Below are 25,965 nucleotides of genomic sequence, written 5' to 3'. Positions count from 1 at the left end.
CTCGCTGCAGCGCACGTCACCTCTCTCCCTTGGAGTCCCCATGGCCGTCCCCGAAGGACTGAGCACCACCCCGTTCGCTCCCCGTTACGCGGACCGGGTCGAGGAGTGGATCGACGTCTACGGCAACGCCGTACCGCTGGCCATCGGTGATCCGGCCGAGGAGTACGAGGCGGTCCGCACCGCCGTCGGCGCCTCCGAGTACTCGATGCTCTACAAGTGGCATGTCGAAGGCGTGGCGGCGGTCGCCGCCGTCGACGCCGTCTTCTCGCGCAGCGTCAAGGGGCTGGGCGCCGGACGCATCGCCTACGGGGTCGTGGTCGACGACGACGGGATGATGCTGGACGACGTGACCGTGGCCGTCCTCGCGCCCGACCACGTCGTCGTCACCGGCGGCAACCCGGCCACCCAGCAGTCGCTGGCCGCGCACGCCCCCGCCGGGACCACGGTCACCGAACGCCGCGACGAGTCCGCCGTCCTGACCCTGCAGGGCCCGCACAGCCGCGACGTCCTGCAGCGCCTCACCCACGTGGATGTGTCCAACGCAGCGCTCCCCTACTACACCTTCCTGCGCGACGCCCTCGTCGCGGGCGTTCCCGCACAGGTCAGCCGGCTCGGGTTCACCGCCGAGCTCGGCTACGAGATCCAGGTCCCGCGGGAGCGCGCGCTGGAGCTGTGGGACGCGGTCTTCGAGGCCGGAGCCGACCTCGGGATCAGGGCCTTCGGTGCCCTCGCCCTGCTGACCTGCCGCACCGAGGCCGGGATGATCATGGGTGAGCTGGAGTACGACCACACGGTCACCCCGTTCGAGTGCCGGATGGGCTGGGCGCTCGACTTCGACAAGGGCCCCTTCCAGGGCCGGGACGCACTGCTGGCGAAGAAAGACGCCGTCACCGGCCGGGTCGTCAGCGTCGTCGTGGACGCGGCGCCGGAGGCCGCCGAGGGCGCCCGGCTGGAGCTGGACGGCCGGGACATCGGCTACGTGACGATGGCGGTGCCCTCCCCCGCCCTCGACGGAGTCACCCTCGGCCTGGCCCGGGTGCACCGCGACGCCGTGAAGTCCGGTACCGCGCTGACCGCCGTCGCCGCCGACGGCTCCAAGGCCGACGCCACGGTCCGGCCCACGCCCGTGTACGACCCCGAGCGCGCCCGCGTGCGGGCCTGACCCGACGGAGATCCTGACGTGCAACGCCACATTCTCACGCTCCGCTGCCCCGACCAGCCGGGCATCGTCCACGCTCTCGCCGCGGGCGTCGCGGAGGCCGGGGGCAACATCCTGGAGAGCGCCCAGTTCTCCGATCCCGCCACCGGCATCTTCACCATCCGTGTGAGCCTGGAGACATCCGAGGCCGGCACCGAGAGCCTGCGGGACGCACTCGCGCTGCGGCTGGCCCGCTTCGACCCGGTGCTGACCGTCCGGCCCGAGGAGCAGCGCCGCCGGGTGCTGCTGATGGTGTCGAAGTTCGACCACTGCCTCGTCGACCTGCTCTACCGCTGGGACCTGGGCGAACTGCCCGTCGACATCCCGCTGATCGTCTCCAACCACCCCGACCTGGCACCGGTCGCGAAACGGTACGGCATCCCCTTCGTCCACCTCCCCGTCACCCGCGACACCAAGCCCGAGGCGGAGGCCGAGCTGCTGCGGCTGGTGGCCGAGCACCAGGTCGACTTCGTGGTGCTCGCCCGCTACATGCAGGTCCTCTCCGACGACCTGTGCCGCAAGCTGTCCGGGAGAGTCATCAACATCCACCACTCGTTCCTGCCGGGCTTCAAGGGCGCCAAGCCCTACCACCAGGCCCACGACCGGGGCGTCAAACTCATCGGCGCCACCGCGCACTTCGTCACCGCCGACCTGGACGAGGGCCCGATCATCGAGCAGGACGTCGTCCGCGTCGGACACCGCCACACCGCGCCCGAGCTGGTCGCGATCGGCCGGGACGTCGAGCGGATCGTGCTGGCCCGGGCGGTCCGGCTGCACGCGGAGGACCGCGTCGTCCTCACCGGCTCCCGCACCGTCGTCTTCGCCTGACGACCGCACCGAGAGGACTCGTACGACATGACCACCGCGACGCTGCTGGACGGGAAGGCCGCGGCAGCCGAGACCAAACGTGAACTCGCCGAGCGGGTGAGGCTGCTCAAGAGCCGGGGCATCGCTCCCGGCCTTGCCACCATCCTGGTCGGCGACGACCCCGCCAGCCGCTCCTACGTCGGCGGCAAGCACCGCGACTGCGCCGAGGTCGGCATCGCGTCGATCCGGGTGGAGCTGCCCGGCACGGCGACCCAGGCCGATGTCGAGGCCGCCGTGCTCAAGCTCAACGCCGACCCGGCCTGCACCGGTTTCATCGTCCAGCTGCCGCTGCCGCCCCACATCGACATGCACGCCGTGCTGGAGCTCATCGACCCGGCCAAGGACGCCGACGGGCTCCACCCGGTCAACCTGGGCCGACTCGTGCTGGGCATGCCGGGGCCGCTGCCCTGCACCCCGCGCGGCATCATCGACCTGCTGCGGCGCCATCACGTGCCCATCACCGGACAGCAGTTCTGCGTCATCGGCTGTGGGCTCACCGTGGGCCGCCCGCTCGGCCTGATGCTGACCCGCAGCACCGAGCACGCCACGGTGACCCTGTGCCACGAGGCCACCCAGGACACCGCCTCCCACGCTCGCGTCGCCGACGTGGTGGTGGCCGCGGCCGGCGTGGCCCATCTGGTCGAGCCCGACTGGATCAAGCCGGGCGCCACCGTCCTGTCCGTGGGCATCACCCGGACCGTCGAGGGCATCCTCGGCGACGTCCACCCGGACGTCGGCCAGGTCGCGGGCTCGCTCGCACCGCCGGTCGGCGGAGTCGGGCCGATGACCCGCGCCATGCTGCTGACCAACATCGTCGAGGCCGCGGAGCGCGGCTGACGCGACGGAGTGCTCGGGGGCCGGGCCGCGCAACGGTCCTGCCCCCACTCCGCATGCGTCGCCGGGCGGCTGGAGGGCCGCCCGCGCGCCTACACCCGGCCGGCGTAGGTGGTCCAGCACTCCACCGGGTCGCCCTCGTAGCTCCAGGGCCAAGGCGTCACCAGCCCGCTGGCCGCGGAGAAGACCGGGCCGGCATCACCGCCGCGGCCCGCCCGGATCAGGGCGTAGGCGAGGGTTCCCAGGTCCGCGACGGCGGCCGCGTGACGCAGGTGGCCGGGTTGCGGCCAGTAGGCGGTGGCCTGGTCCAACAGCCGTGCGGTGTGCGGCTGCGACCAGTACCGGCTCACCCCCAGCGCCTGGACTCCTCCGCCGCTCCGTTCGCGGTGGTACTGCCGCACAGCCGCCGTCAGCGGAAGGCATACCGTCGGCGCGTCCCACGGCATGACCGCGACGGCATCGTCGAGGAAGTCCCGCAGCGCGGTCTGGCTGCCCTGCTCCTCCGGGGAGAGGTAGCCCAGGATCTGCAGGTACGCCTCCCGGTGCCATGGATCACGCGCGCGTATCTCCTGCCAGACGGGGGACAGTTCAGAACTAGGCCGCCCCAGGAGCCGCAGCGCCGCCAGCGCACCCACCCACGGGGTCGGATCAGCGGGGCGGGCATCGGCGGCGACCCGGCAGAGCGCCAGGGTCCCCCGCGGATCGGTCGCCAGTTCCGACCATGCGGCCAGCGCCAGGGCGTCCGGGTCGCGGGGCCGGCGCTCGCGCCAGCCCCGGGCCAGCGCGGGCGCGGCATGCGCGAGGACGCCGACACGGTGGCAGCGGCGGTCCCAGTCGTCGCCGGTCTCCCGCAGGAGCCGCTCCATTTGGGCGATGGCGAGGTCCTGCGGCCCGGGGCCGCGGGCGGCGGCGATGCCTCTCAGCACCCGGCCCAGCGGAACGTCGTCGAGTTCGGGGGCGAGGCGGGGTGCCTGTCGCCTGGGGCCGAAGAGAGCCATGTCCTTTTCAATGTCTGTCGTGTTCGGTGTCTGTCGTGTTCAGTGTCTGTCGTGGGCGGCCCGGACCAGTGCGTCGAACAGGCCCTGCTGGGCCGGGTCCCGGTCCGCGGTGTCCTCGGGGTGCCATTGCACCGCCGTGCACCACCCCGGGTGTCCGGGCAGTTCGAGCCCTTCCACCGTGCCGTCGGCGGCCCGCGCGGTGGCCTTGAGCCCGACGCCGATGCGGTCGACGCGCTGGTGGTGGTAGCAGGAGGCCTCCGTCTTCTCTGCACCGACGGCCTGTTCGAGCAGGGTGCCGCGCTGGATCGCGACCGGGTGCACGATGTGCCGGTGTTCGCGGTCCGCGCCGCCCATGTCCTGTTCCAGGGTGCCGCCGAGGGCGACGTTCACCACCTGCAGCCCGCGGCAGATCGCGAGCAGGGGCAGTCCCGAGTCCAGGACCCGCCGGGCCACTTCGAGGTCGAACACGTCCTGGAGGTCGTCGACGTCATAGACGCTGTCATGGGTGTCGGTGGCGCCGTAGCGGTGCGGTGCCAGGTCCCCGCCGCCCGGGAGGAGCACACCGTCGAAGCGGGCGAGCCGCTCGGCCACGTCGGCTCCGGCCGGGTCGGCGGGGTGGATGCTCACCGGCTCGCCCCCGGCCCGCCACACGGCCTCGACCAGCGCGCGGGCGTTGACCTCGGCGGCGTAGCGGAGCGCGGACGTGGTGGCGGCGAACCGGGCCGGAATCGCGATCAGGGGTCGCGGGTGCGTACGGGTCACAGCTGGATCCAGGTGGTCTTCAGTTCGGTGTACTTCTCGATGGCGTGGGCGGACTTGTCGCGGCCGTTGCCCGACTGCTTCATGCCGCCGAAGGGGACGGTCAGGTCGCCCTCCTCGTAGCAGTTGACCCAGACCGTGCCGGCCTTCAGCGCACGCGAGACCTTGTGGGCGGTGGACAGGTCGGAGGTCCACAGGCCGGCGGCGAGGCCGTACTCGGTGGCGTTGGCGAGCCGTACCGCCTCGTCGAGGTCGTCGAAGGCGAGGACGGACAGGACGGGCCCGAAGATCTCTTCGCGGGCCAGCCGCATGCCGGGGTCGACCCGGTCGAACACGGTGGGCCGCAGGTAGCTGCCGCCTGTCTCGGCCAGGGCCCGGCCCCCGCCCACGCGCAGCCGGGCGCCCTCGTCCAGGCCGGAGGCGACATGCTCCAGGACCCTGCCGAGGTGGCTGTCGCCGACCAGCGCGCCCATCTCGGTGCCCGGATCGAGCGGGTCGCCCACCCGCAGTTCGCGCGCCCGCGCCACCACGGCCTCCGTGACCTGGTCGGCTACGGAGGAGTGGACCAGCAGCCGGGAGGGCGCGGTGCACATCTCGCCCTGGTTGAAGAAGATGCCCCAGGCCGCGGTCGCCGCCGCCTTCTCCAGGTCCGGGGCGTCGGGCAGCACGATGTTCGGTGACTTGCCGCCGAGTTCGAGCCAGACCCGCTTGAGGTTGGAGTCGGCGGCGTAGCGCAGGAAGTGGCGGCCGACGGCGGTGGATCCGGTGAAGGCCAGGACGTCGACGTCGGGGTGGAGGCCGAGTGCCCGGCCGGCCACGGGCCCGTCACCGGTCACGACGTTGAGGACACCCGGGGGCAGTCCGGCGTCGGTGGCGACGCGGCCGAGGAGGAGGGCGGACAGCGGAGAGCACTCCGACGGCTTCAGGACGACCGTGCAGCCGGCGGCGAGCGCGGGAGCGACTTTCCAGCTCGCCAACGTGAGCGGGAAGTTCCACGGCACGACGGCGCCGACGACACCGGTCGGCTCCCGGGTGATCAGGGCGAGTGAGTCCGGGGCGGTGTGGGGGGACTCGTCGGTGAGCTTGTCGGCGAGCTGCCCGTACCAGCGGAAGGTGTTGATCGCGGCGCGCAGCTCGATGGCGTACGCGTCCGTGATGGGTTTGCCCATCTCCAGGCTCACGGTCAGGGCCAGTTCCTCGCGCCGCTCCTCCAGCAACTCGGCGATCCTGAGCAGGACCCGGCCCCGCTCGGCGGGCGCCAGGTGCGGCCACGGCCCCGTGTCGAAGGCGCGGCGCGCCGCCGCGACGGCGAGATCGACCTCCGCCTCCCCCGCGTCGGCGACCCGGACCAGGGTCTGGCCGTCGCGCGGGGAGACCACGGCGAACGATCCACCGTCACCGGCCTCGTCCTTGCCGTCGATGTGGTGCTGCGTGGGCAGATCGAGTCCCTTGGCGCGGCGCAGCAGTTCCTCATGGGTGGCGTTCAGCACGCGCTCTCCCTCTCCGTTTCGTTCGGTCACAAACGGCTCACATGGTTCGACAAGGCCCGATACGGCCGGGGCGCGGCTCCGGCCGTATCGGTGAGGGATCGCGGTGCTCAGTCGGTGGTCGCTGCCCTGGACCGCGTCAGCCGGGCGGCGACGACGCCGAGGACCAGCACCACGGGAACGGTGGCCTGGAGCCACAGGGCGGTGGTCCGGTCGCCGCCGATGAGGGTCGTGAAGTTGGCGATGATGAGCCAGATGGCTCCGGCGATGCCGAGCGCGCCCAGGACGGGGGCGATCAGGGTGTTCCAGGGGCGGGTGTCGGCGCCCGAGCGGCGGAAGAAGACGACGACCGAGACCGAGGTCAGGAAGTACAGCAGCATGATGCCGAGGACGGCGACCCCGCTGAACCAGGAGAAGAGGGTCAGCACCGGGTCCTTGCCCAGGACCGCGAAGGGCATCACGAGCAGCACCGCGATCGCGGTCTGGACGGCGCCTGCCACCCAGGGCGAGTGACGCCGGTTGACGGCGGTCAGTCCGTGTGGCAGAAGCCCTTCGCGGCCGAGCGAGAACAGGTAGCGGTTGGCGGAGTTGTGGAAGGCCAGGAGGCCGGCGAACAGGGAGGTGGCCAGCAGGATCGGCAGCACGTCGTTGACCCAGCCGCCGAACAGGCCGGCGATCGGTGCGAAGACGAACGCCGCGCCGTCACCGCCCTCCAGCGCCCTGCCCGCCTCGACCGTGGCCCGGGAGGCGCCGTGCGCGGAGACCAGCATCCACGAGGTGAAGGCGAAGAAGCCGGTGATCACCGCGACGGACAGGTAGGTGGCCCGGGGGACGGTCTTGTGGGGTGCGCGGGCCTCCTCGCCGTAGATGGCGGTGGCCTCGAAGCCGAACATCGACGCCACGGCGAACATCAGCGCCACGCCGGGCGCGCCCTGGAGCGCGGCGGACGGCGAGAAGCTGTCCGTGAGGCCGAGCCCCTCGGGGCCGCCGCCCTTGAAGAGGGTCACGAGGGCGAAGACGATCAGGATGCTGAACTCGGCCAGCACGAAGACGGCGAGGATCCTGGCGCCCATCTCGATGCCGGAGGCGCCGAGCACCTGCACGATCGCCATGGTGACGAGGGCCCAGACCCACCACGCGACGTGGGCCCCGGTGTGGTACTCGACAAGGCCGCTCATGATGCTTCCGTACAGCCCGTACATGCACGCCTGGACGGCGCAGTAGGCGAAGAGTGCGACGGCGGCGCTGCCGGAGCCGGTCGAGCGGCCGAGCCCTTTGCCGATGTACGTGTAGAAGGCGCCGGCGTCCACGACGTGGCGGCCCATGGCGACGAAGCCCACGGAGAACAGCAGGACGATGACGCCGGCCGCGAGATAGGCGGCCGGAGCGCCGGCGCCATTGCCGATGGCGATGGCGATGGGCACGGCACCGGCGATGCCGGTCAGCGGCGCCTGGGCGGAGAGGACGAAGAAGAGGATGCCGAGGACACCGAGGGAGTTGGGCTTGAGTCTGCCTGCCATGGATGCGTCATGAGCGGTCTGCGTGGCGACCGCGGTCCGACTGTCCACTCGAATCACCTGCCGGGGAACGGGGAGGGGCGGAGTTTTGTTTTAGGCCAAACGAGTTGCCTCATCGTGGGCTTGAACTATCCGTTTGGCAAGGGGTTGCAGTGAGATCCTTTGCGGACGCGGAGGTCTTTACAGGACCGTGATTCAGGCGGCGGACGGGGTTCCCGTCTCTACTCGTGCACCGTGATGGCCTGCAGTGGACAGACCTCGGCGGCCTCGTGCAGTTCCTCGGCGCTCTCCTCGTCCACGTCGGCCACGTAGACGTCGGTCGCCCGCGACCGCAGGGACAGGCGCCCCTCGTCGTCCAGGGCGAACAGGTCGGGGGCCGCGTACACGCACTGGCCGTGGTCCTGGCACTTGTTGAGATCGACTTCGACCTTCATGACGGGTCCTGCCTCTCGAAAGGGGTCGGGGGATCAGAGGAAACGGACGGGGAGGCGCGTGATCGTGCGCAGGAACTCGGTATGGGCGTAGGCGGGCTCGCCCGCCAACTCGACACCGGAGAACCGGTTGACGATCGAGCCGAAGACGGTGTCGGCCTCGGCGCGGGCCAGGACCTGGCCGGCGCAGCCGTGCATGCCGGAGCCGAACGCCAGGTGCTGGCCGGCGGCGACCGGGCGGGTGTGGTCGAAGGTGTCGGGGTCGACGAAGACCTCGGGGTCGCGGTTGGCGGAGGCGATGAGCAGGGCCAGCGCCTCACCGGCCGGCACGGTGGTGTCGCCGATGACCGTGTCCTGCGTGGTCAGGCGCACCACCATCGACTCGGGCGTGTCGATGCGCAGGATCTCGTTGATGATGCCCGGCCGCGCCTCCGGCTCGTCGCGATAGGCGGCGAAGATCTCGGGCCGCCGCGCCATCAGCCAGATGCCGTGGTTGATCAGGTGCTTGACGTCGAGGTGGCCCACGGCGAAGAACAGGAAGATCGTGTAGACGACTTCTTCCTCGGTCATCCTGCCCTCGTCCTGCGCGGCGATGAAGGCGTCGATCAGCCCCTCACCGGGGTGGGCGCGCTTGTCGGCCACCAGCCGGCGGATGTGCTCGGCGAACCAGGCGAACGCCTCCGTGGTGGCGCGGGCCTCCTCGTCGTTGCCGCCGGGGCCGAGGCTCAGCCCGATCTCGTAGGTCTTGTGCTGGATGGTGTCCATCTCGGTCGGCTCGATGCCGAAGATGTGGCAGGTCGTCTCGAAGGTGCACTTCAGGGAGAGGCCCTCGGCAGCGTCCAGGGTGCCGTCCCCCTTCTCGACCTCGTCGAGCACGGCCTCCACGGAGGCGCGCATCACCTTGGACCACTCCTCGACGGCCCTGGGCGTGAACCAGCGGTTGGTGATCCGCCGCAGCCGTGTGTGGTCGGGGGCGTCCTTGCCGAGCATGGTGTGGTGGATCGGGGCGGCCGGACCGAAGTCGAGCTGCTGCACGCTCAGGGTGGGGTTGCGGATCAGCCGGGCGACGTCCTCGTAGCGGGAGACGACGTACAGGCCGAGCGGATGCCGGTAGACCGGGTGCTCCTGCCGCAGCCGCGCATAGTACGGGTACGGGTCCGCACGGAAGCCGGGGTCACGGAAGGGCAGCAGGTCCTCGGCGGCGGACGCGGGTCCGGCGGTGGTGACGGTCATGGCGAGGCACTCCTCGTATCGGGCGCGAGGCGGAGGGAAGCCGGGAGTGGCGAAGGGGAGGCGGCCAGTGGGCCTACACCGCGAGAATTATCCACTCGGATAATTTCGTCAATACTTCGCGGGCGGGTAATCAACTCTTTACGCCGCCGGAAACAGGCGAGTCCCCGTCGCCGGGCGACGGGGACTCGTCCTGATCTGCTGTTACGGCAGGGACAACGACATGGGCGGCTACTCGGCCGCTCCGGGCTTCCGGGTCAGCAATGACCGCAGCTCCTTCAGCGCGGCCTCGGTGACGTCCGGCTCGTCGAGGACCAGCTGATGCAGTACGAGGCCTTCCAGGGCGGCGAACACAAGCCGGGTCAGGGCAGGGCTGGTGCCTTCGGGCAGGCTGCGGGACAGCTCCCTTTCCGTGGCCTGGAAGTACTCGTCGTACAGCGCGCGGATCTGCGGCAGCAGCTCGGGCCTGCGCCGGGACTCGAGCATGAGCTCGTACTGGAACGTCTGCAGGGCCGGCTCGCGGGTGACCATGTCCGCCAGCCCCGCCGCGAAGTCGGCGATGTCGCCCGTGCCCGGTTCCAGGGAACTCGTACTCGCGCTGGTGCGCACCGCGTGTTCGAGGGCTGCCTCGATGAGTGCGTCCCGGGAACCGAAGTGGTGCACCACGAGCCCGTGCGTGACACCCGCCTCCTCCGCGACGGCGCGATAGGTGAGCTTGCGCAGCCCGCCCCGGGCCACCACGCGCACGGCCGCGTTGAGCAGGGCCTCACGGCCGGTCCCGTAGTCCACCCGCTTGCGGGGCCTGGCCGGGGGCTTCTCGGAGGAATCGCTCATGAGCGCGACCCTACCCGTACGCCGGGACCGGCAGGCCGCCGCAGGGCGTCACCTCTTCGGCGGGCGGATGCCGCGGAACTCCCAGTCGCCGCCGAGCGCGGTGGACAGCACCTCCTCCGACTCGGTGGGCTGGGCGCCGACGTCGGCACGGACGGGGGTCGGGCCGGTGACGATGTGGTTGGTGAGCCGCCCGAGGCCCTCCACCTCGACCTCGACGACGTCACCGGGCCGGACGGGGCGGGAGTTGGCGGGGGTACCGGACAGGAGTACGTCGCCGGGGTGGAGGGTGATGGTGCGGGCGATGTCGGCGACGAGGTAGTGCATGTCCCACTTCATCTCGTCGGTCGAACCGTCCTGGACGACCTCGCCGTTGACGTAGGTGCGCAGACTCTTGCCGTGGAAGTCCCAGTCGGTGACCAGGCCGGGGCCGAGCGGGCAGAGGGTGTCGGAGCCCTTGACGCGGAGCATGGAGCCGGCGTCGGTGTCGCGGAAGTCGTGCAGTCCGTAGTCGTTGGCGACGGTGTAGCCGGCGATGTACTCGCCCGCTTCGGCCGGGGAGATGTTGCGCGCGGTCCTCCCGATGACGATGGCGACCTCGCCCTCGTAGTTGAGCCACTTGCAGCCCTCGGGGCGGACGACGGCGCCCTGGTGGGAGTTGAGGGCCGAGGTCGGCTTGTGGAAGTAGGTGGGGGTGTCGGGGAGGTCGATCCGGAACTCCTCGACACGGCTGCGGTGGTTGAGGTGGACGGCGATCACCTTGGAGGGGACGACCGGAGGCAGGTGCCGGGCGTCCTCGGTCCTGACGCGGCGCCCGTCCCCGGCGACCAGCTCGTCGCCGTCGACGGTGACCTGGACTGCGGCGCCGTCGAGCAGGATGCGGCGGTACTCAGGCATGGGCGGACTCCTGTACGGGGGTGGGGGATGCGGTCCAGCCGCCCTCGGGGCGGTCGAACCAGAGGTGGACCTGGCCGGTGCCGATCGAGTTCTCGTACTCGCCGTACTGACGGGCCCTGGCGACGCAGGCACGCTCGCCGAGGGCGCCGGCCATCATCAGGTAGTGGAAGAACTTCGCCTCCGGCCTGTACTTCCAGAACTCGTCCATGGTGTCCAGGACCCGATCGTGGCGGCCCTCCTTGAACCAGGCGATCCGCTCGTGGTCGGCCTCGCGCGCCTCGGGTGTGAAGATGTGCACCGGGTCGCTGGCCTCGTGCTCGCGCAGTTCCCTGAGCGGCCAGAACGTGTGCGACAGGGCTCCGGAGGCGATCAGCAGCACGCGCCGCCCCGGGGTGGCGGCGATACCGTCCGCCAGGGCGCGGCCGAGCCGCAGGTGGTCCTCCATGTCGCCGGTCTGGCAGACCCCGATGGTCACCCACCGCTTGTCGGGCAGGCCCTCGCCGAGGAACTTCCAGAGGTTGACGGTGGCGTAGTAGATCGGCAGGTACTCGTCGTCGATCGCGGTGATCCAGGTGGCGTGCTTGTCCGCGAAGTTCTCGATGTTGCGGGCCAGTTCGGGATCTCCGGGGAAGTCGTACGGCATCCGGCACATCCCGCGCGGCAGCTCCTCGGAGGTGAACAGGCCCGCCCGCCGCGTCTGTGCGGTGACCACGAACTCGACCGTGGTCGCCCAGTGCGAGTCGAGGACCACGACGGTGTCGTAGTCGTCCCGCTCGAAGACGTCCTTCCGGAGCTGGTTCAGGCCCGTGACGAGGGTGATCTCCTTGCCCTCGTTGAGTTCCAGCCGGGTCTCCTCGGGCAGCACGATGGTGGGGACGTGGGCGAGGAGGCCCGCCCCGACGATCTCACCCATGGTGGGTCCATCCGTTCGGTGCGGTCACGGTGTTCTTGAGGTCGCAGTAGAAGTCGAAGCTCCAGGTGCCGCCCTCGCGGCCCACCCCGGACTGGCGGGAGCCACCGAAGGGGGCCTGGAGGTCGCGGACGAAGAAGCAGTTGACCCAGACCGTGCCCGCGACGAGCCGTGCGGTGACGCGTTCGGCGCGCTCGGGGTCGCCGGTGGCGACGGTGGCGGCCAGAGCGAAGCGGGTGCCGTTGGCCAGCCGGACGGCCTCGTCCTCGTCGGCGAAGGTCTGCAGCGTCAGGACCGGGCCGAAGACCTCCTCCTGCACGATCTCCGCATCCTGGTCGACATCGGTGAGCAGGGTGGGCGCGTAGTACTGGCCGTCCCCCCGGTGCCCGCCGATCACCGCGCGGGCCCCGGCCGCCACGGCCCGCTGCACGAAGCCGTCGATCTTCTCCAGCTGGCGGGGGTGGATGTTGGGCCCGATGTCGGTGGCCTCGTCGCGCGGGTCGCCCTGCTTCAGCGCGCTCGCCTTCTCGACGAACCGGCGCGTGAACTCCTCGGCAACCGACTCTTCGACCAGCAGCCGGGTGCCCGCCAGGCACACCTGGCCGGCGTTGTCGTACTGCTCCACCGCCAGGTCGACGGCGAGGTCCAGGTCCGCGTCGGCGAACACCAACAGCGGTGAATTGCCGCCCAGTTCGAGACTCAGGGGCGTGAGGTTCGCGGCCGCCGATTCCGCGATGCGCCTGGCCGTGGGCACCGAGCCGGTGAAGCTGATGCGGCGCACGTCCGGGTGCGAGGTCAGCGCGTCGCCGATCTCGGAGCCGTGGCCCTGGACGACGTTGAGGACACCGGCCGGGAGCCCGGCCTCGGCGGCGATGTCGGCCAGCAGGGAGGCGGTCAGCGGCGACCACTCGGCGGGCTTCAGCACCACCGTGTTCCCGGCGGCCAGCGCCGGGGCGACCTTCCAGGTGGCCAGCATCAGCGGGGCGTTCCACGGCGTGATCAGGAGGCAGGGGCCGGCCGGGTCCCAGGTGACGTGGTTGGTGTGGCCGCGCGTCTCGAAGTCCTCGTGCTCCAGCGTCAGCAGCCAGTCGGCGAAGAAGCGGAAGTTGTGGGCGACCCGCGGCATCACGCCGCGGCGGTGGGAGCGCAGCAGGGCGCCGTTGTCGGTGGTCTCGACGATGGCGAGTTCTTCGATCCGCTTCTCGACCCCGTCGGCGATCGCGTGCAGGATGCGGGCGCGTTCCGCGCGGGAGGTGGCCGCCCAGGCGGGGAAGGCGGCCTTCGCGGCGGCCACGGCGGCGGCCGCCTCCATGGCCGTGCCCCGGGAGATGTGGCCGATCGTGTCGCCGTCGATGGGCGAGACGTCCTCGAACGTCTGGGTGGAGGCGACGCGCTCGCCGCCGATCCAGTGCCGGGTGTCGACGGCGACCCCGGCCACGGTGATGGTGTGTTCGCTCATGCTCTGTTCCTCCGGTCTCACGACGTGGTGGGGTCTACTCGGCGCCGGAGGTGCCGGATTCCAGCAGTCGGCCGCCGTCCCAGACGACGCCGACCTGGCGGTAGTAGGCGGCGATCGGCTCACGGATCTCCAGGCGGGCCAGTTCTTCGGTGGGCGCCTCGAACAGCTCCAGCTCGGCGTCGCCGCGCCAGGCCTGTCCCGCCTCGAAGGACGCGGCGCCCGACTCGATCAGCTCGTCCAGGGCGAGGCCCTTGCCCTTCTCGATGGAGGGCAGCCAGCGGTGATGGGCCATCGGGTGGGCGTTGACGAAGCCGTTCGTCTCCGACGGCTCGCGCAGGGTGACCACGGTGTGGGCCAGGCGCCGGTCGGCGGCGGCGAGCGTGGCACCGAAACGGGCCCCCGCCTCGATGCGCGGCGAGGGGCCGTACGGGTGCGGGCGGGTCTGGTGGATCGAGCCGAGCTTCTTCGGGTAGCCCTGGTGCAGGCCGCGCGCGACGGCGAAGTCCTTGTCGACCCAGATGTAGACGCAGCGCGAGTAGGTCTGTCCCCGGTACTTGCAGCGGACGACCGCGAAGGCCTCCTTGTACTGGGAGAGGACCGGGTCGAGCAGCTCGGCGCCGGACGCCGAGCAGGACTGCCAGTCGGCCCAGATCAGCGCGACCGCGCCGGGGTCCTCGTCCGCCAACTCCAGCGGTTCGGGCAGCAGTTCCCGCACCCGTGCCGGGTCGGTGCGGTACTCGACGGTGAGCAGGTCACCGGAGTACCGCCAGGGCGGTGAGGGGACCAGCGACGAGGCTCCGCTCGCCGTCTTGGGGAAGAAGAATCCACGGACGGTGGTCATGTCAGCAAAGTCCTTGGGTGGTGAGGGCGGGCTGCTGGAGCAGTTCGGCGCGGTAGCGGGAGGCGGCGGCCGCCGCGGCCTGACCGCCCAGGGCGACGACACCGGCCAGCCGGCCGCCGGCGTGGTAGCCGACGACGACGTCACCGTCCAGGTCGCCTTCGAGTACGCGCACGTCCTCCTTGCCGAGTACCGGTGCCCCGAAGGACTGCAGACGGAAGTCGTGCTGGTCGCTCCAGAAGGTGGGCAGCGGCGCGAACGGGGACAGGTCGTGGTCGGCGCCGGTCAGGTGGGCTACGAGGGTCTTCGCGGCGTGCTTGGCGGTGTCCGTGGGGATGCACCAGTGCTCCACACGGCGCGGTACGCCGTCGTAGCGGGCGTTGGGGAAGCGGGCGACGTCGCCGACGGCCACCACGTCGGGCCGTCCGCCGGCGCGCAGGTGCTCGTCGGTGAGCACGCCGTCGCTCAGGTCGAGGCCGTTGCCGGCCAGCCATTCGGTGTTGGCGACCGAGCCGACCGACTCGACCACCACGTCGGCGGGCAGGACGGTGCCGTCGGCGAGGGCGACGCCGGTGACGTGGTCGTCGCCGGTGAAGCCGGTCACGCCCGTGCCGAGGGCGAAGCGCACACCGCGCTCTTCGTGGCGCCTCAGCAAGGCCTTGGCGAGGAGTTCGCCGAGGGGGCCGACCATCGGCAGGGGCAGCGGGTCGACGACGGTCACCTCGCGGGCGCCCAGGGCTACGGCGGTGGCCGCGACCTCGCAGCCGATGAAGCCGCCTCCGACGACGACCACCCGGGTTCCGGGCCGGGTCAGGGCCTGCCGCAGGCCCTGCGCGTCGTCGATGGTGCGGACCGTGTGCCGGCCGGCGGGCGGGCCGGGGCAGCGCAGGCGCCGGGGCCGCATTCCGGTGGCGACGACCAGACCGTCGTACGAGAGTGCCTCGCCGTCGTCGAGCTCGACGATGTTCTCCGCGAGCCGCGCGGCGACGACCTTGGTGCCCAGCCGCCACTGCGCGTCGGCCACGCTCGCCCGCGGGCGGAAGGAGAGCGACTCGAAGGCGGCCTTGCCGGCCAGGACCTCCTTGGACAGGGGCGGGCGGTTGTAGGGCATGTGCGGCTCGTCACCGACGAGTGTGATGGCTCCGGTCCAGCCGGCGGCCCGCAGTTGCTCGGCCGCGCGCAGGCCGGCCATGGAGGCTCCGGCCACGACGATGCGTGCGTTCATCGTCAGCCCTCGAGACGGATGGCCTGGAGCGGACACACGTCGGCGGCTTCCTCGACCTCGTCGCGCAGCGCGTCGTCGGGGTCGGGGACGTAGGCCAGGTGGCCGCTGTCGTCCATGGAGAAGACTTCGGGGGTGGCGAAGACGCACTGGCCGTGGTCCTGGCACTTGTTCATGTCGACGACGACCTTCATGGCCGGTCCTCCTGAAGTGAGGGCGTCGGGGCGGGGGTGAGGGGAGGAAGAGGGGCCCGGCCGTGGTCGACCGGGCCCCGGCCAAGGGTCCGGCGGCTGACCGGACCCGTACTCATTTGGCTTCAAACAACATAGGAAGCCGCCTGCCCCTGGTCAATACCTATCCATGCGGATAATTTTTTCTCCTACCCCTCTTGCGGGGCGCCCCCAGCGCTCATACCGTTTGGCCTCAAACAAGCCGCCGTACGCCGCGCCCCCACCCGTACCGGCCCTCTGCCTCCCCTCACGTTCCACACCCCTAGCGCCCGAGGAGACATCGGTGAGCGCAGCCCCAACCCCCAGCCTCCGTCAGCACATGCAGCGGCTCGCCGCCGAGGGCATCGACATGGTGCGCGTGACCTATCCCGACCTCATCGGCACCGACCGTGCACGCGACATCCTGCTGGAGCACCTGCCGTCGGCGTGCGACCACGGCCTGGCCTTCTGCCGGGCCGTCTACCACACCAGCCCGCAGGGCGACGTGGTCCCCGTCTCCGGCGGTCTCGACGCCGGCCTGCCCGACATCACCGTGCGACCGGACCTGGACACCCTGGTCCCCCTCCCCTGGGAACCGGGCGTCGCCTCCTGCCTCGCCGACGTCACCGACCCGGCCACCGGCCTGCCCGCACCGGAGTCACCCCGCGATCTGCTGCGCACCGTCCTCGCCCGGTGTGCCGAACACGGCCTGCGACCGGTGGTCGGCCCCGAGCTCGAATACTTCCTCTGCGACGAGGACCCGGCCTCCCCGAGCGGATGGAAGCGCTACTCGGGCGCCTCCGGCGTCGTCTACACGGCAGGTCTGCGCGCCGACGGCGACAACCACCTGCTGCGCACGCTGCGTCTGCTGCGGGACATGAACATCGGCGTGTCCAGCGGAAACCACGAGTTCGACGGCGGCCAGTTCGAGATCAACCTCACCCACTCCGACGCCCTGTCCGCCGCGGACCGCGCCTTCCGCTTCAAGGCCGCGATCAAGGAGCTGGCCCGGAAGGAGGGGAGACTCGCCAGCTTCATGGCCAAGCCGTTCAACGACGCCGGCGGCTCCGGTTTCCACCTCCACCTGTCATGCGACAGCGCCGACGAGGAAGGCGCCGGCAACGCCTTCGACGATCCCGCCGGGCCGTACGGGCTGTCCGCCACTGCCCGCCACGCCGTCGCCGGCATCCTTGCCCACGCCCCGGCCCTGGCCGCACTGGCCAACCCGACGGTGAACTCCTACAAGCGTTTCGGCCCGGACACCCTCGCGCCCTGGCTGATCGACTGGGGCCTGGACAACCGCAGCGCCATGGTCCGCATCCCGCCCGAGCGCGGCTCCGCAGCCCGGTTCGAACTGCGCCTCGGTGACGCCAGTGCCAACCCGTACCTGCTGATCGCGGGCACGGTCGCCGCCGCGCTGCTCGGGGTTCTGACCGGCGAGGAGCCCCCCGCCCCCTTGGAGGGGTACGGCTACGACACCGCCAGGGCGGCCGTGCTGCCCATGAGCCTGCCGGCCGCGCTGGACGCTCTGGAAGCGGACACGGAACTGACCGACGTCCTCGGCAAGGACTTCACCGACTCCTTCATCTCCTACAAGCGCAACGAGATCGAACGCTTCCAACGGCACGTCACCGACTGGGAGTTCACCGAGTACGCCTACCACCTGTGACGACTGGGAGCCATGCGATGACGACCGAGACCCCGACCGCCGCCGTGCACGAGCCGATGCCGCTGGCGGACGTCAACCTCGCCGACCTGGACAACTTCACAGACGGCATCACCCCGTGGCGGATGTTCCACACCCTGCGCCACCAGGACCCGGTGCACTGGCAGCCCGAGGAGGCCCCCAACTCCGGCTTCTGGGCGGTGACCCGGCATGCCGACATCGCCCGCGTCGACCGCGACGCCGAGACCTTCACCTCGATGAAGTTCGTCAACCTCGAAGAAGTCGACGACGACCAGATCAAGACACGTGCCTCCATCCTCGAACTGGACGGCATACGACACCGCGCCCTGCGCAGTCTGCTCCAGCGCCAGTTCGGCGCGAGCGTCATCGGCAGCTACACCGACTTCCTGCGCGGCCTGACCGCCACCACGCTGGACGCGGCCCTCGCCAAGGGGACCTTCGACTTCGTCAAGGAGGTCTCCGCCGACTTCCCCATCAACGTCCTCGCCCGCCTCCTCGACGTACCGCCGGAGGACAACCAGCAGCTCATCGACTGGGGCAACCGCATCATCGGCAACACCGACCCCGACTACGCCGACGTCCTGCTGCACAGCGCGGAGAGCGAGCAGTACCGCCACCTGCCCTTCCGCTCCCCCGCCTCGCTGGAGGTCTTCGAGTACGGCCGTGAGCTGGCCCGACAGCGGCGCGGCGGCGACGGCACCGACCTGGTCTCCAGGCTGGTGAACACCGTCCCGAAGGACGGCGTGCCGCTCTCGCCGCAGGACTTCGACAACTACTTCCTGCTCCTCGTCGTGGCCGGCAACGAGACCACCCGCCACACCATCACCCACTCCATGCTGGCCCTGCTCCAGCACCCCGAGCAGCTGGCCCGGCTTCAGGAGGACCCGTCCCTGATCCCGGCGGCGGTGGAGGAGTTCCTGCGCTGGGCCTCCCCCGTCTACCACTTCCGCCGCACGGCGACCCGTGACGTCGAACTCGGCGGCAAACGCATCAAGGAGGGCGACAAGGTCGTCATGTGGTACGCCTCCGGCAACCGCGACGAGGAGGTCTTCGGCAACCCGTACGACTTCGACGTCACCCGCACCGACAACGACCACGTGACCTTCGGCAAGGGCAGCCCGCACCTGTGCCTGGGCAACCTGCTCGCCCGCACCGAGATCCGCATCATGTTCGAGGAGCTCATCCCGAGGATCGCCGACATCCGTCTGACCGGCGAAGTCCCGCGCGTACGCTCCAACTTCGTCAACGGCATCAAGAGGCTGCCGGTCGAGGTCACCCCCGCCTGACCGCCTGCCCCGATCTGCCGGCCGTGATCCGCTGGGCCCGGGAGGCCGAGGAGGACGGGGCCATGGCAGAGGCCGCCGTCCCGCAGTGCCGAGCGGGCTGTCCACGGTGAGCAGCCTCTGGCTGCAGCAGTTCCGATGATGTGTCCGCGCGCATCATCGGAACTCGCCCACCAGATGTGCGGCGAGGTGGCGGACGTGCCGGCCTGCGGTGCCTGCTCGGCCTGTTCACGGGTCAGCGAGCCCGAGCAGGCCGGCAGAGCACCGTGGTCAGTGCTTCCCGCAGCAGCCGGGTCGCCTCGGTGGTGTCGGCGGCTCCGCTCGGCCGGCGCCAGGCCACGTACCCGTCGGGGCGGATCAGCAGCACACCCTCCTCCTCGATCTGCGCGCGGCGGCTCCACTCGCCGTACGCGTCGTGCGCGTCGCGGTCGATGACGACGCCGCGCAGGTCCAGGGCCAGTTCCTTGGCCAGGGTGTCGGCGGCGTCGGCCCATGGGGTGCCGGCCAGGCCGGTCAGGACGGAGAACCTGCCTTTGCCGACGAGGTCGAGCGTCGAGATCCGCCTGCCGTTCGGATCGACGAGCCAGGCGTGCGGCAGCTTCGCGCCGGGGCGGGAGGTCGGGTGTCCGAAGAGTTCGCCGTCGCGGGACATCGTCTCCGTGGTGCCGTCGGGGATGACGGCGGCCGACTGATAGCGCTGGTTGTGCTCGACGCCGTGGGCGTTGAACTCGTAGTGCTTCAGCTCGATCGCCTCGCGGATGGCCCGCCGCTTCTGCGCCCCCTCGACGTCCGGTTGCCGTGCCGCGTGCAGGGCCTTGGTGATGCCCTCCTCGTCTCCGCCGACGACGCCGAGCGCCTCGAACAGGGGCAGGAACTGGTCCCGGGAGAGGTTCGCGCGTTCGACGATCTGCTTCGCGACCGGGGCACGCTCGTCGGAGTAGGTGTCCAGCAGCTCGGGCCCGGCATGTCCCTGGAGAACGGCCGCCAGCTTCCATGCCAGGTTGTAGGAGTCCTGGACGGATGTGTTGGAGCCGAGGCCGTTGGACGGCGGGTGCCGGTGGACGGCGTCCCCCGCGCAGAAGACGCGTCCGGCGTGCAGCCGGGTCGCATACGCGTGGTTGACCGTCCACAGGGAGGCGCTGTCGATCTGTACGTCGAGTTCGTCGTCGCCCACGAGGTCACGGACGATCGCTGCCGCCGCTTCGTCGGTGACCTTCGGCGGGGGGTTGTCGATGTCGTAGCCCCAGACGATGAGCCACTCGTTCCAGGGCCGCACCATCCGCAGCAGGCCCATCCCGATCCCGCCGACATCGGCGCCCGGGCGCATGATCCAGTACAGGACGCTGGGCCGGTGCTCGACATACTGCGTGAGGTCGGCCCGGAAGACGATGTTCATGCTGCCGGCCTTGCCCATCTGCCCTTCCATCGGCAGACCGAGCTTGTCCGCGACGATGCTGCGACCGCCGTCGGCGCCGATCATGTAACGGGCGCGGACGGTGTGTTCAGTGCCGCTCGGCCGGTCGCGCAGGCGCGCGGTCACTCCGTCCGCGTCCTGCTCGAAGTCGACGAGCTCGGTGTTGAGCCGGACCACGGCTCCGCGCTTGGCGGCGTTGGCCAGAAGGATGGGCTCCAGGTAGGTCTGCGGGAGGTCGATCATCCCGCAGGGGCTCTGCGAGGCGTACTCGGTGAGGCTTTCGTCGCCGGTGCCCCAGGTGCGGATGCGGCCGATCTCGTCGCCCAGGAGTGAGGTGGCGAAGACGGTGTCGCCCATCAGGCGGCTCGGTGTGCCCTTGTCCAGTGCCTCCTGCTCGATCCCGAGATCACGGAAGACCTCCATGGCACGCTGGTTGGTGATGTGGGCGCGTGGTGTGTCGGCCAGCCATCCGTACTTGGTGACCAGGTGGGTGCGCACACCGTAGGTCGCCAGCAGCAGGGCCGCGGTGCCGCCGGCGGGTCCGCTGCCGATGACCAGGACGTCGGTGTCGTACTTCTCAGGCGTGCTCATGCTGGCTGACTCCGGGAAGCTGTGTGAAACACGTCAGGGGGACTGCGTGCTGTGCGGCGTCCGAGGCGTGCTCAGTCGCCGAGGCGCGCGATGCGGAAGGTGAACTCGAGCAGGCGCCACTCACCGTCGACGGGCCGGCCGTCGGGCGTCGGGCCGGTTCGCCGGACGAAGTCGGTGATCAGGTCGTCCTTGACGCCGAAGACCGCATCCCGCCGCCCGGGGGCTCCGTCGAGGTAGGCCCCGCCCCGGACGAACAACTGGGTGATCAGCGGCTGGTGGCCGGTGGCGTTGATCAGGAAGTGCACGTGCGGGGCGCGGTAGGGGTGGCGGCCCACGGCGGAGAGCATCCTGCCGACCGGTCCGTCGTCCGGGATCGGGTATTCCGAGGGGAGGATCGACCAGAACGTGAACCGTCCGTCGGCATCCGTGGTGAACCGGGCGCGCAGCACCGGCCCGTCCAGGTCGGGCAGTTGGACGTCGTAGAAGCCGTCCTCGTTGGACTGCCACACGTCCACCACGGCACCGGCGACCGGCTGCCCTTCCTGGTCGGTCACCTGGATGTCCGCCCACATCGGTGTGCCCGTGAACTCTCCGGCGATGTCGCTGCCGTGTCCGGCGGAGGGCGGCCCTGCCACGTAGAAGGGGCCGAGGATGGCGGAGGAAGTGGTGTCAGGGTTACGGGAGTTGGCGAGGGCGTCGACCACGCTGGACACACCGAGGGTGTCGGAGAGCAGGATGAACTCCTGCCGGGTGTCGGTGGTGATGTGGCCGGCCGCGGTGAGGAAGTCGATGGCCCGCTGCCACTCCCGCGGGGTGAGGTCGTTGCGGATGGTGTAGGCGTGCAGGGTGCGCGCGAGATCGGTGAGCAGCTGTTTCAGGCGCGGGTTCGTGCAGCCGCCGAAGCTCGCCACGACCTCGTCGGTCAGCGGGCGCAGGTCGGGTGCGGAGGCGGCCGCTGCCTGCGGGCGGTGGCCGTGCCAGGCGTCTCCCAGCAGGTCCGCGAGACCGCCGCGGGTAAGCTCGCGCGGGTTCGGATACGGCTGTGCGGTGGCCAGTTCCGCCGCGCGGTCCAGATCGGCCGCCGCCATGCCGAGATCGCGTAGCGACGTCGGGCCGCCGACCCTGCGGATCAGGTCGAAGACACCGGTGGGCGCATCGGGGGCGCCCAAGGCGCGCGCGATACGGTCCATCGCCTCCGGTACGGCGGGCGCGTTGTACGCCATGGCGTGCGGAAGGACCACGGTGTGGGTCTCGGCGTGCGGCAGACCGAAGGTGCCGCCCAGGGTGTGGCAGAGCTTGTGGTGCAGCCCCATGCCGACGGCACCGAGGCAGGTGCCCGCCAGCCAGGCCGCCTGCAGCAGTTCCGCCCGGGCCTCGATGTCGGAGGGGTCGTCGTGGAGGGCGGGGAGGGCACGGGCTATGGCCGCGACGGCCTCCAGGGCCATGGCGTCGGTGACCGGAGTGGCGTCCGGTGAGTAGAGGGCTTCCACGGCGTGGGCCAGTGCGTTGACGCCGCTGGTCACCGACATCGGGAGCGGCAGCCCGAGGGTGAGCTCCACGTCGTACACGACCGTTTCCGGCAGGATCGCCGGCGAGGACCGGGTGACCTTCCGGCCGTCCGCCGTCTCCCCGAGCACGGGGGTGACCTCGGAGCCGGCGTAGGTGGTCGGCACGATGACCTGGGGCAGGTCAGTGCGTACGGCCAGCGCCTTCGCGAGGCCGGTCGTCGAGCCTCCACCGATGGCCACCAGGCAGTCCACGTCCCGGTCGCGCAGCAGGCGCAGGGCCCGCTCGGTCACCTCGACGGGGGTGTGCATGGCCGCGCCGTCGAACTCGGCCACCGCCACGTCGCCCAGCGCTGCGCGGAGCCGTTCGACGTCCTTGCGCAGGGCCGGGGATCCGCCGGAGAGGAGCAGTACCCGGGTCCCGCCGAGACGCTCGACCTCCTCGCTGACCCGCGGAACCGTGCCCGCGCCGAACACCACCCGGCTGGGGCCGGTGGTGTGCACGAAACTCCTCATGAAGCCGCTCTCCATGCTGCGAGGCCTGTGGGTCTACCGCAGTATTCGGGCCCGTGCGCCCGCCGTTCCTGCATAATCTCGGCATCGCCTTGCACAAAAGCGGCGTCGGGCCGCGGCCCGTGCCGTGCTTGCCCGGCCGTGCCGGAGGGCAGCACGACTGTGCCCCGAAGGAGGGCCTCATGAGCGAGCTGGGCCTCGGTGACACCCACGGCATCCTGACGCGCCCCGGGGTGCGTCCGGTCCGCACCAGCACGGGACTTGGCTGGGAGCAGTTGTACGTATCGACGCAACGGGAACTGCCGTACCGGGACGCTTTTCAGGGCGCCGACAGCCACCTGGTGATCCTGCATCTGGACGGCCCGGTCAGGGTCCGGAGGGGACGCCGGGGGTTGACGGCCGCACGGCAGGTTCCGCCCGGTGGGCTGTTCCTGCATCCGGCCGCCACGGAGCTGGACGTGGAACTCGGCGGTCATCTGAACACGGTGCACGTCTATCTGGCGGACGCGGCCCTCCAGGCGACGGCAGAGACGGCGGAGGACGGTCGGCCGGTGCGGCTGAAGGAGGAGTTCGGCACCACGGATCCGCTGCTGGAGCAGCTCGTTCTGGCGCTCGATGGTGTGGTACGGCGCTGGGAGCCCAGCGCGAGCACCTATGCGGATCAGCTCGCGCTCATGACCGCGGCCCAACTGGCCCGCCGCCACAGCGTTCGGCACTCCGTCGCCGAGCCGAAACAGCGGCAAGCAGGCCTGAGCGACCGGCAGTTCGCGGCCGTTCGGGAACTCATGGACGCCGGGCTCTCCGAGCCGCTGTCGCTGGAGGACCTCGCCTCGGCCGCGGGGCTCGGTGTCAGCCAGTTCGCCCGGCGTTTCAGGGCCCGCACGGGGTGCCCTCCGCACCGGTACCTCGTGCGGCTGCGCGTGGAGCGGGCCGCCCGCCTCCTGCGCGCCGGATCCATGCCCATCGCCCAGGTGGCGGCCGCCTGCGGCTTCTCCCACCAGGAACACCTGACCCGAGTGATCCGCTCCCACCTCGGCACGACACCGGCCGCACTGCGCCGCGAGGGCTGACACAGCTCAGAGCCAGTTCGAGGAGTGCCGGATCGGCGGCAGGCGGAAGTACGGGACGGCTGTTGCCTCGCGCTGCGCGTGGAGGGCGTTTTCGTTCATGGTTCGTTCCAACTTCCGTGTTGCCGATGCTCAGTCCACAGGGGCCCTGAAGTCCCTCCGCTCAGCCGGCGTCGAACGCCTCGGCGACGGCCAGCGTGTCCTCGTACACGTGCAGGCGGGTGATCCGGCCGTCCTCGATCGCCAGGTGCAGGGCCACCGGTGTGGTGAACTCCTTGCCGGTGGGTGCGGCGGTGTGCGTGAAGACCGCCAGCAGCACCACGTCACCACCGTCGACGATGAAGCGCTCCAGCACAACCTTGCTCCGGCCTTCCGCCAAGTGCGACCACATCGTGGTGAAGTACGGCGCGACCTGCTCCCGGCGTGTCCGGCGCCCGGTCCAGGGCAGCGCGGTGCTGTCGGGGACATACCAGTCGATCTCCTCGGAGAACAGTTCCTGGATGCCGTCGCGGTCCTGCCGGCCGAGGCGCTCCACGAACTTCTCGGCCACGGTCCGCGAGATCTGAGTGTCTGTTGCCATCGCCCTTGTCTTCTCCATCTCTTCGTCGTAACGAATTTGGTTACATCAATGGGTGTGGACTGCGGCTCCCCTCGGCCAGGGAAAGCGTGCGGTCCGAGGTCAGGCGGCTTTCAAGATGTCCCGCAGTACGTCCTCCAGCGTGGTCTTGGCCAGCTCCCCGCACAGGGCGGCCTCCACACCGTCGTACACGGCGGTCATCACCGGCCCGATGCCGTGGCCCACCACGCACTCGGGGTCCGGCGTCGCGCGATACAGGGCGAAGACCGGCCCCGCTTCGATCGCCCGATAGACGTCGAGCAGAGTAATCGCCGCCAGGTCCCGCGCGAGCATCCAGCCCGCCCCCGCACCTCGCCGTGAATCGGCCAGGCCGGCCTTGCGCAGCTCACCCAGCAGGCGGCGAATCACCACGGGGTTGGTGTTGACGCTCGTCGCGATCTGCTCGGAGGTGGCGACCTCGTGGCCACGCCGCTGATACAACCCGATCCATGTCAGGGCGTGCGCCGCGATGGTCAGTCTGCTGTTGGCACTCATGCCGGACCCCACCTCCCATGACACTCGACCCCAATCGTAACCACATTTGTTACAACTGCATGCGGCAAGCCCTGCGGGGCCGGCCGGACCCGCCTCGTCGCGGAGGGCAAGCACAACCGCTCCGCCGCATATGGTCCGTGCGCCGGGACGGAGTCTCGCCGTAGCGACCCGGGCCGGTCGGCCCTGGTACCTTCGGCCCCGGCGGGTGACGATCGGCTGTGGGCGGCCCGCAGTCCGTCCACGTCACCGGGGACGAAGGGGTCGAGATGACCGAGTCACGCACATTCACGGCGCAGGATCCGATCCGCGTCTTCCTGCTGGACGATCACGAGGTGGTCCGGCGCGGCCTGTCCGACCTGCTGGACGCCGAGCCGGACATCTCGGTGGTCGGCGACGCCGAGAACGTCGCGCACGCCCTTGTCCGCGCCCCCGCCGTACGGCCGCACGTGGCCGTCCTCGACGTGCGCCTGCCCGACGGGGACGGGATCTCCGTCTGCCGGGAGCTGCGCAGCCGGATGCCGGAGCTGGCGGTGCTGATGCTGACCTCGTTCGACGACGACGATGCCCTGCTGGACGCCATCATGGCCGGGGCGTCGGGGTATGTCCTGAAGCAGATCCGCGGCTCGGACCTGGTCTCGGCGGTGCGCACGGTCGCCTCCGGCCAGTCGATGCTGGACCCCGCGACGACCGCCCGCCTGATGAAGTCCCTGCGCACGGAGCCCGCCGAGCAGCCTGCCGAGGCCCCCGAGCTGGCCGGCCTGTCGCCGCGCGAGCGGGAGATCCTCGCGCTGATCGGCGACGGGCTGACCAACCGGGAGATCGGCAAGCGGCTGTACCTGTCGGAGAAGACGGTCAAGAACCACATCTCCCGGCTGCTGTCCAAGCTCGGTGTGCAACGCCGGGTGCAGGCGGCCGTGCTCGCGACCCATCTGGAACAGCCGGAGCAGCAGCCCGACACCGGCGGCCGCACCGCCCGCTGAGCGGTACGGCACCCGCCGCCGGGCGGGGCCACACCTGCCGCCGGGCGGGGTGGCACCCGCCGGGGTGGGTCCGCCTCGCCACCAGGCAGGGTCCGCAGCCCGACTCCGGTGCCGCACCGCCCGCTGA

At 70.9% G+C, this 25,965-nt stretch carries 24 protein-coding genes; 7 read left to right on the top strand and 17 right to left on the bottom strand.

Annotation, left to right across the window (positions count from 1 at the left end):
- Window positions 1-40: 40 nt before the first annotated feature.
- Genes ICC28_RS26015 through ICC28_RS26005 form a run of 3 tightly spaced genes read left to right on the top strand, consistent with a single transcriptional unit; the run spans window position 41 to window position 2,902 of the window.
- Window positions 41-1,162 carry an aminomethyltransferase family protein gene (locus tag ICC28_RS26015; protein WP_188291133.1) on the top strand — a complete coding sequence of 374 codons (1,122 nt, stop codon included), beginning with the start codon at window positions 41-43 and terminating at the stop codon, window positions 1,160-1,162.
- 18 nt (window positions 1,163-1,180) lie between these two features.
- Window positions 1,181-2,026, top strand: coding sequence for a formyltetrahydrofolate deformylase (gene purU / locus ICC28_RS26010; protein WP_188291132.1), 846 nt, complete (start codon window positions 1,181-1,183; stop codon window positions 2,024-2,026).
- A 27-nt stretch (window positions 2,027-2,053) separates the two neighbouring features.
- Window positions 2,054-2,902: a bifunctional methylenetetrahydrofolate dehydrogenase/methenyltetrahydrofolate cyclohydrolase gene (locus ICC28_RS26005; protein WP_188291131.1), complete on the top strand. Its 849-nt coding sequence runs from the start codon at window positions 2,054-2,056 to the stop codon at window positions 2,900-2,902.
- An 89-nt stretch (window positions 2,903-2,991) separates the two neighbouring features.
- Here the strand turns inward: ICC28_RS26005 and ICC28_RS26000 are convergent, their stop codons facing one another.
- The 13 genes from ICC28_RS26000 to ICC28_RS25940 form a co-directional block, all read right to left on the bottom strand.
- On the bottom strand, window positions 2,992-3,897 hold the full coding sequence (locus ICC28_RS26000) for a hypothetical protein (protein ID WP_188291130.1): 906 nt from the start codon (window positions 3,895-3,897) through the stop codon (window positions 2,992-2,994).
- Window positions 3,898-3,936: 39 nt separating this feature from the next.
- Complete coding sequence (locus ICC28_RS25995; RefSeq protein WP_317454100.1) at window positions 3,937-4,659, bottom strand: gamma-glutamyl-gamma-aminobutyrate hydrolase family protein; 723 nt, start codon at window positions 4,657-4,659, stop codon at window positions 3,937-3,939.
- The gene (locus tag ICC28_RS25990; protein WP_188291129.1) at window positions 4,656-6,146 is read right to left on the bottom strand and encodes an aldehyde dehydrogenase; all 1,491 of its coding nucleotides are present in this window, start codon (window positions 6,144-6,146) and stop codon (window positions 4,656-4,658) included. Before ICC28_RS25990 ends, ICC28_RS25995 begins: the two co-directional genes overlap by 4 nt.
- A gap of 107 nt (window positions 6,147-6,253) precedes the next feature.
- Window positions 6,254-7,711, bottom strand: a complete 1,458-nt coding sequence (locus ICC28_RS25985; protein WP_188291128.1) for an APC family permease — start codon at window positions 7,709-7,711, stop codon at window positions 6,254-6,256.
- Window positions 7,712-7,881: 170 nt separating this feature from the next.
- Window positions 7,882-8,094 carry a ferredoxin gene (locus ICC28_RS25980; RefSeq protein WP_188291127.1) on the bottom strand — a complete coding sequence of 71 codons (213 nt, stop codon included), beginning with the start codon at window positions 8,092-8,094 and terminating at the stop codon, window positions 7,882-7,884.
- Between the two features lie 33 nt (window positions 8,095-8,127).
- Window positions 8,128-9,324, bottom strand: a complete 1,197-nt coding sequence (locus ICC28_RS25975; protein ID WP_188291126.1) for a cytochrome P450 — start codon at window positions 9,322-9,324, stop codon at window positions 8,128-8,130.
- Between the two features lie 228 nt (window positions 9,325-9,552).
- On the bottom strand, window positions 9,553-10,155 hold the full coding sequence (locus ICC28_RS25970) for a TetR/AcrR family transcriptional regulator (protein WP_188291125.1): 603 nt from the start codon (window positions 10,153-10,155) through the stop codon (window positions 9,553-9,555).
- A gap of 48 nt (window positions 10,156-10,203) precedes the next feature.
- Window positions 10,204-11,049, bottom strand: coding sequence for a fumarylacetoacetate hydrolase family protein (locus ICC28_RS25965; RefSeq protein ID WP_188291124.1), 846 nt, complete (start codon window positions 11,047-11,049; stop codon window positions 10,204-10,206).
- Window positions 11,042-11,962, bottom strand: coding sequence for a 3,4-dihydroxyphenylacetate 2,3-dioxygenase (locus ICC28_RS25960; RefSeq protein WP_188291123.1), 921 nt, complete (start codon window positions 11,960-11,962; stop codon window positions 11,042-11,044). The genes ICC28_RS25965 and ICC28_RS25960 overlap by 8 nt, the downstream gene beginning before the upstream one ends.
- A complete protein-coding gene (locus tag ICC28_RS25955; RefSeq protein WP_188291122.1) occupies window positions 11,955-13,418 on the bottom strand; it encodes an aldehyde dehydrogenase in 1,464 nt (487 codons plus the stop codon). Before ICC28_RS25955 ends, ICC28_RS25960 begins: the two co-directional genes overlap by 8 nt.
- A 34-nt stretch (window positions 13,419-13,452) precedes the next feature.
- A complete protein-coding gene (locus ICC28_RS25950) occupies window positions 13,453-14,259 on the bottom strand; it encodes an acetoacetate decarboxylase family protein (RefSeq protein WP_188291121.1) in 807 nt (268 codons plus the stop codon).
- 1 nt (window position 14,260) lies between these two features.
- Window positions 14,261-15,481: an NAD(P)/FAD-dependent oxidoreductase gene (locus tag ICC28_RS25945; protein WP_188291120.1), complete on the bottom strand. Its 1,221-nt coding sequence runs from the start codon at window positions 15,479-15,481 to the stop codon at window positions 14,261-14,263.
- A 2-nt stretch (window positions 15,482-15,483) separates the two neighbouring features.
- Window positions 15,484-15,672: a ferredoxin gene (locus ICC28_RS25940; protein ID WP_188291119.1), complete on the bottom strand. Its 189-nt coding sequence runs from the start codon at window positions 15,670-15,672 to the stop codon at window positions 15,484-15,486.
- 355 nt (window positions 15,673-16,027) lie between these two features.
- Between ICC28_RS25940 and ICC28_RS25935 the strand changes: the two genes are divergently transcribed.
- Both ICC28_RS25935 and ICC28_RS25930 read left to right on the top strand, forming a co-directional pair.
- Window positions 16,028-17,356, top strand: coding sequence for a glutamine synthetase family protein (locus ICC28_RS25935; protein ID WP_223189503.1), 1,329 nt, complete (start codon window positions 16,028-16,030; stop codon window positions 17,354-17,356).
- A 17-nt stretch (window positions 17,357-17,373) separates the two neighbouring features.
- Complete coding sequence (locus ICC28_RS25930) at window positions 17,374-18,660, top strand: cytochrome P450 (RefSeq protein ID WP_188291117.1); 1,287 nt, start codon at window positions 17,374-17,376, stop codon at window positions 18,658-18,660.
- A gap of 232 nt (window positions 18,661-18,892) precedes the next feature.
- On the opposite strand, the gene ICC28_RS25925 is transcribed toward ICC28_RS25930, so the two are convergent.
- Complete coding sequence (locus ICC28_RS25925; RefSeq protein WP_188291116.1) at window positions 18,893-20,662, bottom strand: FAD-dependent oxidoreductase; 1,770 nt, start codon at window positions 20,660-20,662, stop codon at window positions 18,893-18,895.
- Window positions 20,663-20,733: 71 nt separating this feature from the next.
- The gene (locus ICC28_RS25920; protein ID WP_188291115.1) at window positions 20,734-22,683 is read right to left on the bottom strand and encodes a maleylacetate reductase and hydroxyquinol 1,2-dioxygenase domain-containing protein; all 1,950 of its coding nucleotides are present in this window, start codon (window positions 22,681-22,683) and stop codon (window positions 20,734-20,736) included.
- Window positions 22,684-22,862: 179 nt separating this feature from the next.
- Between ICC28_RS25920 and ICC28_RS25915 the strand changes: the two genes are divergently transcribed.
- On the top strand, window positions 22,863-23,750 hold the full coding sequence (locus tag ICC28_RS25915) for a helix-turn-helix domain-containing protein (protein WP_188291114.1): 888 nt from the start codon (window positions 22,863-22,865) through the stop codon (window positions 23,748-23,750).
- Window positions 23,751-23,910: 160 nt separating this feature from the next.
- Here ICC28_RS25915 and ICC28_RS25910 read toward each other — a convergent pair whose 3' ends face one another.
- Both ICC28_RS25910 and ICC28_RS25905 read right to left on the bottom strand, forming a co-directional pair.
- Window positions 23,911-24,327 (bottom strand): nuclear transport factor 2 family protein, encoded by a 417-nt coding sequence (locus tag ICC28_RS25910; protein WP_188291113.1) that lies wholly within the window; start codon window positions 24,325-24,327, stop codon window positions 23,911-23,913.
- A gap of 99 nt (window positions 24,328-24,426) precedes the next feature.
- Window positions 24,427-24,858 carry an Rrf2 family transcriptional regulator gene (locus ICC28_RS25905; protein WP_188291112.1) on the bottom strand — a complete coding sequence of 144 codons (432 nt, stop codon included), beginning with the start codon at window positions 24,856-24,858 and terminating at the stop codon, window positions 24,427-24,429.
- Window positions 24,859-25,124: 266 nt separating this feature from the next.
- Between ICC28_RS25905 and ICC28_RS25900 the strand changes: the two genes are divergently transcribed.
- On the top strand, window positions 25,125-25,838 hold the full coding sequence (locus tag ICC28_RS25900; protein WP_188291111.1) for a response regulator: 714 nt from the start codon (window positions 25,125-25,127) through the stop codon (window positions 25,836-25,838).
- Window positions 25,839-25,965: the final 127 nt, after the last annotated feature.

It is taken from the genome of Streptomyces sp. TRM68416 (assembly GCF_014596915.1).
GTDB lineage: Bacteria > Actinomycetota > Actinomycetes > Streptomycetales > Streptomycetaceae > Streptomyces.
The sequence above is the reverse complement of the archived record's forward strand: the minus strand, read 5'-3'. Positions and strand labels throughout refer to the sequence as shown.

Excerpts from the sequence above, each read along its gene's own strand:
- ICC28_RS26015 (WP_188291133.1), top strand. The coding sequence starts at position 41 with ATGGCCGTCCCCGAAGGACTGAGCACCACCCCGTTCGCTCCCCGTTAC.
- ICC28_RS26005 (WP_188291131.1), top strand. The coding sequence starts at position 2,054 with ATGACCACCGCGACGCTGCTGGACGGGAAGGCCGCGGCAGCCGAGACC.
- ICC28_RS26000 (WP_188291130.1), bottom strand. The coding sequence starts at position 3,897 with ATGGCTCTCTTCGGCCCCAGGCGACAGGCACCCCGCCTCGCCCCCGAA.
- ICC28_RS25980 (WP_188291127.1), bottom strand. The coding sequence starts at position 8,094 with ATGAAGGTCGAAGTCGATCTCAACAAGTGCCAGGACCACGGCCAGTGC.
- ICC28_RS25975 (WP_188291126.1), bottom strand. The coding sequence starts at position 9,324 with ATGACCGTCACCACCGCCGGACCCGCGTCCGCCGCCGAGGACCTGCTG.
- ICC28_RS25970 (WP_188291125.1), bottom strand. The coding sequence starts at position 10,155 with ATGAGCGATTCCTCCGAGAAGCCCCCGGCCAGGCCCCGCAAGCGGGTG.
- ICC28_RS25965 (WP_188291124.1), bottom strand. The coding sequence starts at position 11,049 with ATGCCTGAGTACCGCCGCATCCTGCTCGACGGCGCCGCAGTCCAGGTC.
- ICC28_RS25960 (WP_188291123.1), bottom strand. The coding sequence starts at position 11,962 with ATGGGTGAGATCGTCGGGGCGGGCCTCCTCGCCCACGTCCCCACCATC.
- ICC28_RS25955 (WP_188291122.1), bottom strand. The coding sequence starts at position 13,418 with ATGAGCGAACACACCATCACCGTGGCCGGGGTCGCCGTCGACACCCGG.
- ICC28_RS25950 (WP_188291121.1), bottom strand. The coding sequence starts at position 14,259 with ATGACCACCGTCCGTGGATTCTTCTTCCCCAAGACGGCGAGCGGAGCC.
- ICC28_RS25945 (WP_188291120.1), bottom strand. The coding sequence starts at position 15,481 with ATGAACGCACGCATCGTCGTGGCCGGAGCCTCCATGGCCGGCCTGCGC.
- ICC28_RS25940 (WP_188291119.1), bottom strand. The coding sequence starts at position 15,672 with ATGAAGGTCGTCGTCGACATGAACAAGTGCCAGGACCACGGCCAGTGC.
- ICC28_RS25935 (WP_223189503.1), top strand. The coding sequence starts at position 16,028 with ATGCAGCGGCTCGCCGCCGAGGGCATCGACATGGTGCGCGTGACCTAT.
- ICC28_RS25930 (WP_188291117.1), top strand. The coding sequence starts at position 17,374 with ATGACGACCGAGACCCCGACCGCCGCCGTGCACGAGCCGATGCCGCTG.
- ICC28_RS25925 (WP_188291116.1), bottom strand. The coding sequence starts at position 20,662 with ATGAGCACGCCTGAGAAGTACGACACCGACGTCCTGGTCATCGGCAGC.
- ICC28_RS25920 (WP_188291115.1), bottom strand. The coding sequence starts at position 22,683 with ATGAGGAGTTTCGTGCACACCACCGGCCCCAGCCGGGTGGTGTTCGGC.
- ICC28_RS25915 (WP_188291114.1), top strand. The coding sequence starts at position 22,863 with ATGAGCGAGCTGGGCCTCGGTGACACCCACGGCATCCTGACGCGCCCC.
- ICC28_RS25910 (WP_188291113.1), bottom strand. The coding sequence starts at position 24,327 with ATGGCAACAGACACTCAGATCTCGCGGACCGTGGCCGAGAAGTTCGTG.
- ICC28_RS25905 (WP_188291112.1), bottom strand. The coding sequence starts at position 24,858 with ATGAGTGCCAACAGCAGACTGACCATCGCGGCGCACGCCCTGACATGG.
- ICC28_RS25900 (WP_188291111.1), top strand. The coding sequence starts at position 25,125 with ATGACCGAGTCACGCACATTCACGGCGCAGGATCCGATCCGCGTCTTC.